This is a genomic window from Sphingobium sp. B8D3B, assembly GCF_025961875.1.
In the GTDB taxonomy this organism is placed as follows: domain Bacteria; phylum Pseudomonadota; class Alphaproteobacteria; order Sphingomonadales; family Sphingomonadaceae; genus Sphingobium.
In genome coordinates, this window is sequence record NZ_JAOQON010000001.1 from 490,941 (window position 1) to 504,101 (window position 13,161).

Here is a 13,161-nt window from a genome sequence, read left to right on the forward strand (position 1 = left end):
GCCCGGCGTCGCGTCAAATCTGTTCGTAGAAGCCAATCTGGTTCTGCTCGAGTTCGCGCACGGCCCGGAACGCCTCGTCAATGGCGGTGCCGGCGGTGGAGACGCCACCCGCATCCGAATTGGCGATGGTGATCCGCCCGAACGGCGCACGCGCCGTCACGACAGGAGAGGTCTGGCCCAGCTTATCCGGCTCGAAGAGCGAATTGCGGCCGGTTGTGAAGCCATGCGCCCAGCGATTGACCGTGATAGCGAGGATGTCCCGCGCGGGATCGAAGCCGGTCCCGCTCAGCGCGGCAGCTGCCTGGCTCCGGATCGCGCGCTCGAAATGCTCGAACGGCGTCTGGAGCAGGCCCATCCGCGCCATGCGGAACTGGTCGTCGGCCGGTGTGCCGGGTTCGGGCGGCGATCCGCCCATGAGCTCGCCAAGCATGGTGGTGTTGGAGCAAATGCCCGAATTGGCACCGGTGCCGAAGCTCACGACAATGGGCTCAGACGGCGTGCGCGAGGGCACTAGCTCGCCCAAATAGCGCTGGGCGGCCAGGCTCATGCGCCCATAGAAGCTGTTCGGGAAGGTGACGGCGTTGGTCTTGAGCTTGGCGAAGGGCTCCCAATTGCGGAACAGCACGTTCGTTTCCTGGTTGACGGCGCGGACTGCTGCATGGAGCGCCGTCTTCTGATCCTCCGGCAGCTCCGGCACCAGATAGGGCACGATATTGTTCATGCAGGCCAGCACCACATTCGCGCCGCGAACCAGCTTCGCCTTACCGCCGGACATATAGGTGATTTCGCATTCGCTGTTGTCCGGATCGAACAGGCGCCCGGCAGTGGCGGCATGCTTCACCCGGATGACCACGCTGGACAGGCGGATCCGCGTCGGTTGCTGTGCGCGGTCCAGTGCCGCATAATTGACTCGCTTGGTTTCGACCGCCGCGAAATGGCCCGGCGCGAGGGCGTCCGGAATGAGCGCGCGCACGATGAGGCGGGCAATGTCGCTGTTGCCGGCCGGCAGCGAAAAATCGTCCAGCCGATGCTCCTCGCTTTCGGGCGACAGCGCCGGCCGCTCAAGCCCGAGGCCCTGAAAGCCGGGCCGCATGCGGAAGAAGGCGAACCAGGCCGTGCCCATATCGGCACCCAGGCACCACATGCCCTGCATCAGAGGCACGACGTCGGGATGCACCTTCGCCACGTTCAGCAGATAGTCGCGATAGCTCATAGCCTGCAGCCGGGCGGTCTTCTCCGCTGGGGTAAGCCCACTCATATAGTCGATGCTGGCAGTGGTGATCCGCAGCAGATCGTCCTTCACCTGCTTGGGAAAGGGCGTCTGTGCCAGCCACTGCGCGGTCGGACTGGTGGGTGTGCCGCCGGGCACCAGCTTGTCCGCGCCATAGACCTGCTTGCGGAAGAAGGTGGCGGGCTGCATGCCGAGCGAGCGGTAGAGCTGGCCGTCCACCCGGTCGGTGGGGGTGCCCTTCTCGATGCCCAGCTCACGGATCAGCGAGATGGATTCATAGGTCCATTTGGATGGCGCCACCATGTAGGACGAGCCGCCGTTCGCGATGAGCTGCTTGCCGTTGTACAGGAACTCGTTGCGCTTGGCGTGGCCGCCGAAATCGTCATGATTGTCGAGGATCAGGATGCGCGCATTGGGGCCGGCGCGCTTGCGGAAGAAATAGGCGGCTGCAAGGCCGCTCAGGCCGCCGCCGACCACCACCAGATCGTAGCTTTCCTTGGTATCCTCAGCGCCCGGAAAGCTCTCGCCGTCGCGCAGCGCATGCGCGCCCTCGAATGCGCCGGGATGCTGGCCGCGCATGCCGGTTCGCAGTGGCGGGTAGGTCTCCGGTGTGGCGGAGCCGTCAGCATTGGCGAACGCGGCTGCGCGGGCTTTCGCGGCGATGGCCGGGCCGGCGCTGGCGGCCGCCATGGCGCCCCCCGCCGTGACCGCCACGCCTTGAATGAAGTCGCGCCGCTGGATCGGGCGATCCATTCCAAGGTTCTTGTCTCCAACGCTCATAGATGATTCCTTCGTGCAGCGGGAAGATAGCATCGCCTTCATGACGAACCCTTGTTCAGGGATCGCCAGGCTGACCGCTGGTCCTTGCTGGATCCTGTGCGGAGCGCCCGATCCTCCCCCGGGCCTGGAAAGCAAACGCTATCAGCGCGATCTTCGCGATGTTGCCGAAAGCGGGCCATGGCGAAGCATTTTATGCCGAAAAGGGACGTCTCCGTTCGCCGTTTCACGCAGAATCGCTCGTGGCGGGACCTTTGGCCCGAAGGTCACCGCCCGCCTGCGGGACAGGCGCGCAATCCTGCTCGCAGCCGGGCCACCGTCACCCCGCTTCCCTCGCGCGCGGGATTCTTTTGACTGGATGCAATATACCGAAACCCGCAGAAAATATCGGTTCATGCGGATGTTCCAGAAGCGGGGTGGTGCTGCATCGTCCGACCATGCGGTCATATACGACGAAAGACGTATTTCAGATTGATCGCCCTGCTGCCGCTCGCTGCGATGGCATATTCTTCCAGCGATCCGTCAAAAAACGGCAACACTCGCTCATGGGCCCGACCTTACTATTCCCCTCATGGCGGCCGGCCTTTCGGGGCCTCATCCTCCACCGGACAACAGACGATCCGGGGCAAAGATAAGCAACGGTCAAAAAGGGGTTCTCATGAAGCATTTCGCGAAACGCTTGGGTCTCGCTTCCCCGTCTCTTCTAGCGCTCACGCTCGCAATGCCAGCGATCGCGCAGACCGAGACGGCTCCCGCAGACAATTCGGGAGAGGCGGACGTGGACATCGTCGTGACCGGCGTGCGCGGCACCCCGCGCACCGTTCAGGACTCGCCTGTTCCCATCGATCACTTCAACCAGGAGGATATCGAGAAGATCTCCAGCACCGACACCGTCGCGGTGATGCAGACGCTGGTTCCCTCCCTCAACGTTACGCGCCAGCCCAACTCCAGCACCGGCACCTTCGTCCGCCCGATCACGCTGCGCGGCCTGCCGGAAGACAAGACCCTGCTGCTGATGAACTCCAAGCGCCGCCATAAGTCGGCCAGCGTGGCCATTTCCGGCACCGGCGCGCAAGGAGCCGATTCTGCTGTCATCCCGTCGCTCGCACTCAAATCGGTCGAGGTGCTCCGCGACGGCGCGGCCGCCCAATATGGGTCGGATGCGATTGCCGGGGTGATCAACTTAATGCTGAAGGACGACGATCATGGCGGTTCGCTGACCGCCCAGGCCGGCCAATATTATGAGGGCGACGGCGACAGCCTGATGGTCGCGGGCAATGTCGGCATGAAGCTCACGGAAAACGGCTTCGTCAACGTCACGGCCCAATATAGCCGAGACGATTACACCACCCGGGCCAACCAATATACCAGCACCACCTTCGACGCCCGCGCTTATGCGGCAGCGAACCCGGCCTATGCCGCGCTGGTCGATCTGGACACCCCGCTGCAGAAATGGGGCCAGCCCAAGACCGAGGCGTTTCGCGCCGTCGTCAACTCGGGCATCGACATCAGTGACACTGCGCAAGTCTATGCCTTCGGCAACTTCTCGCGCTCCAAGGGCTCGGCCTATGCCAATTATCGCTACCCGGCGAATAATCAGCCAGTGAACGGCGTGCCTGTCCGCCTGCAGGACGGCAGCGTCTTCTCCTTCACAGACATCTTCCCCGCCGGCTTTAGCCCTGTCTTCTCCGGGGTTGTAACGGACTGGAGCGCGGTCGCCGGCATCAAGGGCACCACCGCCTCCGATGCGCTCAGCTATGACATCAGCGCGCGCTACGGTTGGGACAAGCTGGCCTATGAGATCGTTGACACGGTCAATGCCTCACTGGGCCCGAACTCGCCGCGCTCCTTCAAGCCCTCGACCTACATCGACAGCGAGCTCGCGCTGAACGCCGACCTTTCTTATTCGATCCCGGTCGCTGCGTTCGAGACGCCGCTCGTCGTCAGCTTCGGCGGCGAGTATCGCAACGAGGAATATACGATCCGGCCGGGCGAGCTCGATTCCTATCGCGGGGGACCGTTCGCGGCGACCGATCCGTTCGATTTCTGCAACGAGGCGACACGGACATTGAACCCCGGCGCGCCAACCAACAAGGGCATCAACTGCGCCAATTACCAGGCCGGCACAGCCGATGGCTTTGCCGGCATTGACCCCGCCTATAATGTGTTGCCGGTCGGTTCGAACGGCGTGAACGGCGTGCCGCCCTCGGCCGCCGGTACTTGGGGTGTCAAAAGCGTCTCGGCCTATCTCGAATTGTCGACTGATCCCATCAAGGGGTTGTTCGTCGACCTTGCCGGCCGCTTCGAGCATTTCTCGAACTTCGGCAACACGGTGAACGGCAAGGCGGCCTTCCGCTACGAGTTCACGCCGGGCATCGCGATGCGCGGCTCGATCGGCACGGGCTTCCACGCGCCGTCCCCGGGCCTCATCAATACCACGTCGGTTTCGATCCGAACGGTCAATGGCGTGTTTACGCAGGCCGGCCTCTTCCCTGCCACCAATCCCGTGTCCCAGTTCCTGGGCGCGAAGGAACTGGAGCCTGAGAAGTCCACCAACTACACGCTGGGCCTGACCCTGGCACCGATGCCCGGCCTCAGCCTCTCGCTCGACGGCTATATCATCAAGATCCGTGACGCCTTCTACTCCACGCGCAATGTCGCGGTGACGGACGCGCTCAAGGCGCAGATGATCGCGGCGGGCGTGGTTGGCGCGGACAGCATCGCCAGCGTCAACTTCTTCCAGAACGCCTTCGATTCCGACACGCGCGGTTTCGACGCGATCCTGACCTACGACCATCGTTGGGGCGGGGGCATAAAGACCAACTTCGCCGCCAGCTTCAACGCCAACTGGTACAAGATCGAGAGCCTCAAGATCCCGTCGCTGTTTACCGTCTATCAGGACTACAACTTCCGCAACGCGGCGCCACGCTGGCGCGGGACGCTGTCGGCGGTCCACAGCATGGGCGCGGTCTCGCTCATGGCGCGGGCCAACCTGTTCGGTCCCTATACGGCCATGGCCACGGCGCCGTCGGAGACGGTCGCCAATCCCACCCAGTCGTTCAAGACACAGGCCCAGATCGATCTGGAGGCGAGCTACACGTTCGACGAGAGCTTCACCATCTCCGTCGGCGCGCGCAACATCCTCGATCACTATCCCGCGCCGGATCTGCTCCAGCCTACGGCTGGCCGGATCTACCGGACGGACTCGGTCGTCGATTGGCAGGGTGGCTTCTACTACGCTCGCCTCAACTTCAAATTCTGAGTTCGCCCCCCGAGCGATGCGGGGCCCGGGAGACAACTCCTGGGCCCTTTGCGTTTGAGGAGGGGCCCCGCACAATTGATCATCGTGCATTTAGCTCTTTACAACATCCGTTCGTGTGTCGACTTCGCTCGACCGAAAAGGGGCGCCAAGGCCCGTTTAAAACACCGTTTCCCCGATCGGCACGGCGCTGCGAGGCGTCAGCAAGATAACGTTGCCATCGGTGTCGCGCGCGCCGAGGATCAGGATCTCGGACTGGAAGCCGGCGATGTTGCGCGGGGCGAAGTTGACCACGCAGCAGACCTGCGTGCCGATCAGCGCTTCGGGTGCATAGCTGGTGATCTGCGCGCTCGACCAGCGCGTACCGAATGCGCCGAAGTCCACCTGGACCTTGTAGGAAGGATTGCGCGCCCGAGGAAAGGGCTGCACGTCGAGGATCGTCCCGACGCGGATGTCGAGCCGCTGCCAGTCGTCATAAGTCGCTTCATCCTTCGCTTCGGACATGATCTTCCTTTCCTGTGTCGTTCGTTCGGTCTGTGGCCTGTGTCACATCCGCCGCGCAATCTTGTTCCGAAGCAGACAGGATTTTCGGGCCGATCTGCCGCGTCCTGCGAGAATCGAACAGCCGGACCGTGCGCTGCCTCCCTAAAATTGGCCGACAGACAGGAGTTGTGTGCCGATGAATGCAGTTGTGGCCAGAAGGGGCATTGCGGGACTGGTCAGGACCGACTTGTTGATCGAGCGCGCGTTGATCGGCGGGGCGTGGGTCGAGGGGGTGTCCGGTGGCCGGCTGACGGTGACCGATCCTGTGGACGATGTGGCCATTGGCACGGTGCCGGCTTGCGACGACATTGATACGCATCGCGCCATCGAGGCGGCGGACGCGGCGCTGCCGGACTGGCGCGCGCGCACGGCCGGCGAGCGATGCGCGATCCTGGAGCGCTGGCACGCGCTGGTGATGGAGAATGTCGACGATCTGGCGCGCATCATGACCGCCGAGCAAGGCAAGCCACTGCCCGAGGCGGCGGGAGAAATCCGCTACGCCGCCACCTTCATCAAATGGTTCGCGGAGGAAGGCCGCCGCGTTTCGGGCCATGATGTGCCAGCGCCTACGCGCGACCGCCGCATCCTGGTGCGCAAGGAGCCGATCGGCGTCTGCGCCGCGATCACGCCCTGGAACTTCCCAGCCGCGATGATTACCCGCAAGGTCGCCCCGGCGCTGGCCGCCGGCTGCACGATGATCGTGAAGCCCTCCGAGTTGACGCCGTTCACGGCCCTGGCAATCGCGGCGCTCGCGCAGGAGGCGGGGCTGCCGGCCGGGGTGCTCAACGTCGTGACTGGCCTGCCCGAGAGCATTGGCGCGGCACTGACCGGTAGCCCGGTCGTGCGCAAACTGTCGTTTACCGGTTCGACCCGGGTGGGATCGCTGCTGATGCGGCAATGCGCCGACACAGTGAAGAAGCTGAGCCTCGAGCTGGGCGGCAATGCGCCGTTCATCGTTTTTGACGATGCCGATCTCGATCTGGCCGTCGAAGGTGCGATGGCGAGCAAGTTTCGCAATGCCGGCCAGACCTGCGTCTGCGCCAATCGCCTGCTCGTGCAATCGGGCATTCACGATGCCTTCGTCGCGCGGCTCGGGCAGGCCGTGGCGACGTTGCGGGTCGGCTCCGGCACGGCAGAAGGCACTACCATTGGCCCCCTCATCAACGCGGCAGCCAAGGCGAAGGTCGCCGCGCACGTGGCGGACGCGCTTTCCAATGGCGCCAGCATTGCGGCGTCGGCCGAAGCTCCCGAAGGCTATACGCAACCGGTGGTCCTCACCGGTGCAACCGAGACGATGTTGCTCGCAAGCGAGGAAACGTTTGGGCCCATCGCGCCCATCTTCCGCTTCGAGGATGAGAAGGAAGCGATCGCCTTGGCCAATGCCACGCCTTATGGTCTTGCGGCCTATTTCTACACCAATGATCTCCACCGCGCCTGGCGCGTGGGCGAGGCGCTCGATTTCGGTATGGTGGGCCTTAACACCGGCACGCTGGCGATGGAGATGGCGCCCTTTGGCGGGACCAAGCAATCCGGCCTCGGGCGCGAGGGCGGCGCGGAAGGCATTGAGGAATATCTCGAGATCAAGACGTTCCATTGGGCCGGCTTGAAACCGGCGGCTTGAAACCAGACCGACAGGAGCAGCGCACGCATATGACGCGCCATTACAAGATCGCGGTGATTCCCGGGGACGGAATCGGCAAGGAAGTCGTGCCCGAGGGCATCCGGGTGCTGGAAGCCGCCGCCAAAGCCCATGGCTTCACCATCGAGCAGCAATGGCATGATTTCGCCTGTTGCGATTATTATGCCCAGCACGGCGTGATGATGCCGGAGGACTGGAAGGCGCAGATCGGCGATGTCGACGCGATTTTCTTCGGTGCGGTCGGTTGGCCGGACACGGTGCCCGACCATGTCTCGCTCTGGGGCTCGCTCATCCAGTTCCGCAGGGAATATGACCAATATGTCAATCTGCGCCCAGTGCGGCTGATGCCCGGTGTGCCTTGCCCACTGGCGGGCCGCGCGCCTGGCGACATCGATATGATGATCGTGCGCGAGAATACCGAAGGCGAATATAGCGCGATCGGCGGCATCTCCTTCCCCGGCACGGACCGTGAAGTCGTGATGCAGGAGACGGTGATGACCCGCTTCGGCACCGACCGCATCCTGCGCTATGCCTTCGACCTGGCGCGCAAGCGGCCTAAGCGGCATCTGACCTCGGCCACTAAATCCAATGGCATCGCCATCACCATGCCATGGTGGGACGGTCGCGTCGAGGAGATGGCGCAGGCCTATCCCGAGGTGCGAACGGACAAATATCACATCGACATCCTGGCCGCGCAGTTCGTGATGAATCCGGATCGGTTCGACGTGGTGGTCGCCTCCAACCTGTTCGGCGATATCCTCTCGGACCTCGGCCCGGCCTGCACGGGCACGATCGGCATTGCGCCATGCGGCAACATCAATCCCGACCGCTCGGTGCCCTCGCTGTTCGAGCCAGTCCATGGCTCCGCGCCGGACATTGCAGGGCAGGGGGTCGCCAATCCCATTGGCCAAATTTGGTGCGGCGCGCTGATGCTGGAGCATTTTGGCGAGCAGACGGCTGCTGACGCAGTCCTGCGTGCCATCGAGGATGTGCTGGCACAGGATGAATTGCGAACCCGCGACCTGGGCGGGAAGGCGGACACCGCCACATGCGGCAAGGCCGTGGCAGAGCGATTGGCGTGAAAACCCCTCTCTTCGGAAGAGAGGCGATCAAGCTTTGCTATCTCTGTCAGCGCATTGAAGGAACGTGCAGCTTGACCGGCGGCTGGCCGCGCACGACAGCGGACTTGATCACGATGTAGGAGAAATATTTGGAGACGCCGATATTGCTCTCCAATATCTCCTCCATCATCTCCTGATATTCCGCGATGCCACGCACGACGAATTTCAGCATATAGTCGAAGCCACCGCTCACGAGGTGGCACTCGACCAGTTCCTCGAACTGGGCGATCTTCTGCTCGAACTTGGCGAAGTCCGCGCGCCGATGATCGCCCAGCGTGACGGAGGTAAAAACGATCTGGCTGCCGCCGACCTTCGAGAGGTTGATGATCGCGCTGTAGCCGGAGATGTAGCCCGCCGTTTCCAGCCGCTTGACCCGCGAGAGGCAAGGGCTTGGTGACAGGCCCACCTTGTCGGCGAGCTGGGCGTTCGTGATCCGGCCGCTGCGTTGCAGCTCGGCCAGGATGTTGATGTCGATACGATCCAACTTCGGCGCGTTGATCATCGGCGTGAGCGACCTCCCTCGGGCGGTTTTATCCGTTGCGGATTTCTTCCTGGTGAGCTTTCACCAAGTCGGCCATCGAATTGAAGCGGAAATCGATGTCGGGGGCCTTTTCCGGGGTCATGGTCGCCCCGAAACCTTCCTGCGCGTGGCGGCGGAAGATCCAGCAGCTCGCCAGGCCATGCCGATTGGCGGGGAGGTGATCGTGGAACAGGCTTTCCGCGGTGTGGAGCACATCGCCGGCCTCCAGCCCCAGATCGGCCAGATGCGCCTTCATATAGTCGAAGTTTGCGTCCGACGGCTTGTAAGCACCGACATCCTCGGCCGTATAAATGGCGTCGAAATCGACTTCGAGCCGGGCATTGCTGTAGCTGAAGGTGCGATTGTCCACGTTCGAGAGGATGATCAGCTTGTAATATTTCTTGAGATATTGAAGCGCGCCAGGGGAATCCACGAAAGCGGGCCAATCGCGCACCGACCGACCATATTCCTCGCACTCCTCGACCGTCACCGGCACGCCCCACTGCTCGGCGAGGCGCTTGTACACGATCGGCAGAAGATCGCGGTAGAGCTTGCCCGGCGTCTGGGCCTGCTGCTCGGACTCGTGGCGCGCGTGGGCCTGTAGGATCTCGTTGCGCGAGAGCTGCACGCCGGCGCGCGCGACGAGGCCGCTCAGCGCCTCGACCATGCCCGATTCCCAATCGATCAAGGTCCCGTAGCAATCGAAAGAAAGGGCCTTGAAATCAGTCAACCGCATCGCGGATCTCCTTGATGGTAAGCAGTTCGTCCAGGGTCTGGCGGAAGCGGTCAACCAGCAGGTCGACCTCGTCAACCGTGATGCAGATTGGCGGCGCGAACCCGATGATGCCATCGCCAAACGCCCGGAAAATCAGCCCGTTCTTATAGCCGATCCGCGCCATGCGATCGGGCAGGGCGAGTTCCTTGGCGGGGCGCGCCTTTGTCACCTTGTTGGTGACGAGCTCGACGCCGGCCAGCAGGCCGAGCGAACGCACGTCGCCCACCAGCGGATGATCGCGCAGTTCCTGAAGCCGTGTGCCGAAATGAGCGCCGGCCTTCTGGCCATTGGCGAGCAAGCCGCCTTCCTCGTACAGCCGCAGAACTTCAAGGCCGACCGCAGCGCTGACCGGGTGGCCGGAATAGGTCTGGCCATGGCCGATTGGGACGTCCGAGGGCGTGTTGTCGGCGATGGCTCGATAGATGCGATCGGACATGAACAGCGCCCCCATGGGCACGTAGCCGGCCGTCAGGCCCTTGGCGACTGTCATGAAGTCCGGCTCAACCCCCTCATGCTCGCAGGCGAACAGAGGGCCGGTGCGGCCGAATCCGGTGATCACTTCGTCGACAATGAACAGGATGTCGAGATCGCGGCAGGTCGCCTGCATGGCGGCGAGCCAGCCCCGCGGAGGTACGATGACACCGCCCGAACCGATCACCGGTTCGGCAAAGAAGGCAGCGACATTCTCCGCGCCCAGGGCCTCGACCTTCGCCCGCAGCTCCGCCACGCACAGCGCGATCAACTCGGCATCGTTCGCCGCATCCGACCGATACGCATAGGGTGGCGCGATATGATGCTGGGTCGGCCCCGGCACGTCGAAGTTGAGATGGAAGGAGGGCAGGCCGGTCAGGCCTGAGCCGGTGGTTGAGGAGCCATGATAGCCGCGGTCCAGCGCGATCATGTGCTTCTTCGACGGCCGGCCGGTCGCATTGTAATAATAGCGGATGAAGCGAATGACCCCGTCCACCGCGTCCGAACCGCCCAGCGTGAAATAGACGTGATCGAGATCGCCCGGCGCCCGTTCGGCGAGCTTCTGGGCAAGCAGGATGGCAGGCTCGCTGCCAAAGTGGAAATAGCCCGTCGCGTAGGGCAGGCGCCTCATCTGCTCGGTCGCGGCGGCAACGATGCTCTCCTGACCATAGCCGACATTGACGCACCAGAGCCCGGCGAACCCGTCGAGCAGCTCATGGCCTTCGATATCGGTCAGATAGGCGCCTTTGCCAGAGCGCAGGACCGTTACGCCGCGCTCCTCATGGTCACGCCATGGAGCGACAGGGTGTATCCAGTGCGCCCGATCTAACTCGATGAGCGAATTGAGGGACATTCACATCTCCTTTGAATGTCACCAACCTAATCTAACGACGCCCGGCCATATCCTGATTGCGTCGTGCCGTGCCGCCTAATCTTCCGTTTTTGCGGTTCGGCGGAGTGGAATCTGCTTCGTACTCATGAGAAGCCGCCAATTGCGTGAGTTGTGTGCAGCAGACCATGCCGTCAGTGGCCGCAGGGGGACCCACGGGATGGTTGCTTGTAACTGGAGCGAGGCGGAGATCGCTTGCAATCGGATCATTTGTAAGGTGGGCATGAGGTTCGACGCGATAGCGCAGTGGTGCGTGCTCCAGCTTATCGGGCGATCGCAGGTGGCAACGCCGGACCACAGCCGGCCTTCCCAGGCATCTGTCTCCGGTCCGAGTGGGGTCGCACCGTTGGCATCTGCGCGCCCGCCGGCTATCGGCGCTGTACCGAGCGATGGAAGATCTAATGGAAGTCGAGCCGTTTCAGGCCATAGAATTGAGCAAGTTGGCCTATCGCCTTGGCGCGGAGGGGCGCTCCGTTCTCCATATGGAGTTTGGCCAGCCCTCCACGGGGGCGCCGCAGGCTGCGCTGGACGCTGCGCGCGACGCGCTTGGCATCGATCCGATGGGCTATTGGGAGAGTCCTGCGCTGCAGGCGCGGCTCGTCCAGCTGTATCGGGAGCGGTACCGCATGGCAGCCGAGCCTGATCAATTCCTGCTTACCTGCGGGGCCTCGCCGGCATTGGTCCTTGCGCTGAGCGCCCGGTTTAAGGCGGGCGACCGTATTGTCATGGCGCGACCGGGCTATGTGGCCTACCGCAACACCGTGCGCGCGCTCAACATGACGCCGGTCGAGATCGAATGCGGCGAGCAGGATCGCTTCCAGTTGACCGCATACGCGTTGGCAGCGCTCGATCCAGCGCCGCAGGGCGTGATCGTCGCCAGCCCGGCCAACCCCACCGGAACGATCATCGCGCCTGCCGAACTGGAGGCGATTGCCCGACTCTGCGCAGAGCGCAGCATCGCAATCATCTCGGACGAAATCTACCATGGCCTCAGCTACGGCGCGCCTTGCCGCTCGATGGGAGAATTCGCAGCCGATGCGATGATCGTCAGCAGCTTCTCCAAATATTACTGTATGCCCGGCTGGCGGCTCGGCTGGCTCTATGTGCCGCGCGCCATGGTCGAGCGTGCCCGCGCCTATATGGGCAGCCTGTTCCTGACCGCGCCGTCGATCAGTCAGCATGCCGCTTTGGCGGCGCTGGACTGCACGTCGGAACTGGAAGCGCATCGCGCCACTTATGCCCGCAACCGGGACATTTTCATGGAAGCCTTGCCAGCCCTTGGCCTGCGACGCATCGCGCCGCCGGATGGCGCCTTCTACATCTATGCGGATGTTAGCGACTTTACCGATGATAGCCCGGCGTTCTGCAAGAAGCTGCTCGTTGAGACTGGGCTCGCCACGGGGCCGGGTGTCGACCATGATCCGGTCAATGGCCATCGGTTCATCCGGCTGAGCTTTGCGATCACGGAAGCCGAAGTGCGGGAGGCAGTGCGGCGCCTTTCGGCGTGGTTGCCCGACCAGCGACGGCTGTAACGATCTCGTCGCGGGGGGCAACCATATTTTAGAGCGACGGATGCAGCGCAATCGACGTCGTGCTTGCGTTGAAGTTAACTATAGTTATCGGCTTAACACGGCCGGTTATGACCCCGCTCCAGACCGAGGGCGATAATTTTCACACGACAAATCAGCTGCATGGCTCCGATCTGCATGCGCGCCATCTCGACAAGGCCGGGCTTTTTTGTTGCGCTGCCGCTCAGCTAACGTTAATATTCCTCCTGAAGATGACGGCTCCGCCTCACGGGCGTTCGTTGCCTTCGACAAGGGCAAACTGTCGGTAACGGCGGGACGCAAAGCCTCCGGCCCCAATGGGGTAGCGGGGCTACCGGGGGATGAAACAGAGCATTTTCGGATATCGTGTGTAGCCTGCTGTGAGAAGG

Annotated in this window: 9 protein-coding genes and 1 riboswitch; of the genes, 4 read left to right on the forward strand and 5 right to left on the reverse strand. The window is 63.1% G+C overall.

Annotated elements, in window-relative coordinates; genetic code table 11:
• Positions 1 to 13 precede the first annotated feature (13 nt).
• Entirely contained in the window at positions 14 to 2,011 is a 1,998-nt protein-coding gene (locus M2343_RS02295; RefSeq protein ID WP_264575441.1) for an NAD(P)/FAD-dependent oxidoreductase, read from the reverse strand.
• 655 nt (positions 2,012 to 2,666) lie between these two features.
• Here M2343_RS02295 and M2343_RS02300 point away from each other — a divergent pair.
• Positions 2,667 to 5,270: a TonB-dependent receptor plug domain-containing protein gene (locus tag M2343_RS02300; RefSeq protein WP_264575442.1), complete on the forward strand. Its 2,604-nt coding sequence runs from the start codon at positions 2,667 to 2,669 to the stop codon at positions 5,268 to 5,270.
• 156 nt (positions 5,271 to 5,426) lie between these two features.
• Here M2343_RS02300 and M2343_RS02305 read toward each other — a convergent pair whose 3' ends face one another.
• Positions 5,427 to 5,771 carry a tRNA-binding protein gene (locus tag M2343_RS02305; RefSeq protein ID WP_264570979.1) on the reverse strand — a complete coding sequence of 115 codons (345 nt, stop codon included), beginning with the start codon at positions 5,769 to 5,771 and terminating at the stop codon, positions 5,427 to 5,429.
• A 175-nt stretch (positions 5,772 to 5,946) separates the two neighbouring features.
• Between M2343_RS02305 and M2343_RS02310 the strand changes: the two genes are divergently transcribed.
• Positions 5,947 to 7,431, forward strand: a complete 1,485-nt coding sequence (locus tag M2343_RS02310) for an NAD-dependent succinate-semialdehyde dehydrogenase (RefSeq protein WP_264575443.1) — start codon at positions 5,947 to 5,949, stop codon at positions 7,429 to 7,431.
• A 29-nt stretch (positions 7,432 to 7,460) separates the two neighbouring features.
• Positions 7,461 to 8,531, forward strand: a complete 1,071-nt coding sequence (locus tag M2343_RS02315) for a tartrate dehydrogenase (protein WP_264575444.1) — start codon at positions 7,461 to 7,463, stop codon at positions 8,529 to 8,531.
• 46 nt (positions 8,532 to 8,577) lie between these two features.
• Here M2343_RS02315 and M2343_RS02320 read toward each other — a convergent pair whose 3' ends face one another.
• Genes M2343_RS02320 through M2343_RS02330 form a run of 3 tightly spaced genes read right to left on the reverse strand, consistent with a single transcriptional unit; the run spans position 8,578 to position 11,189 of the window.
• Entirely contained in the window at positions 8,578 to 9,072 is a 495-nt protein-coding gene (locus M2343_RS02320) for an Lrp/AsnC family transcriptional regulator (protein WP_264570976.1), read from the reverse strand.
• Between the two features lie 28 nt (positions 9,073 to 9,100).
• The gene (locus tag M2343_RS02325) at positions 9,101 to 9,826 is read right to left on the reverse strand and encodes a haloacid dehalogenase type II (RefSeq protein WP_264575445.1); all 726 of its coding nucleotides are present in this window, start codon (positions 9,824 to 9,826) and stop codon (positions 9,101 to 9,103) included.
• On the reverse strand, positions 9,813 to 11,189 hold the full coding sequence (locus M2343_RS02330; protein WP_264575446.1) for an aminotransferase class III-fold pyridoxal phosphate-dependent enzyme: 1,377 nt from the start codon (positions 11,187 to 11,189) through the stop codon (positions 9,813 to 9,815). The genes M2343_RS02325 and M2343_RS02330 overlap by 14 nt, the downstream gene beginning before the upstream one ends.
• A 425-nt stretch (positions 11,190 to 11,614) precedes the next feature.
• On the opposite strand from M2343_RS02330, the gene M2343_RS02335 reads away from it, so the two are divergent.
• A complete protein-coding gene (locus M2343_RS02335) occupies positions 11,615 to 12,757 on the forward strand; it encodes a pyridoxal phosphate-dependent aminotransferase (RefSeq protein WP_264575447.1) in 1,143 nt (380 codons plus the stop codon).
• 279 nt (positions 12,758 to 13,036) lie between these two features.
• Positions 13,037 to 13,111: riboswitch (cyclic di-GMP riboswitch) on the forward strand.
• Positions 13,112 to 13,161: the final 50 nt, after the last annotated feature.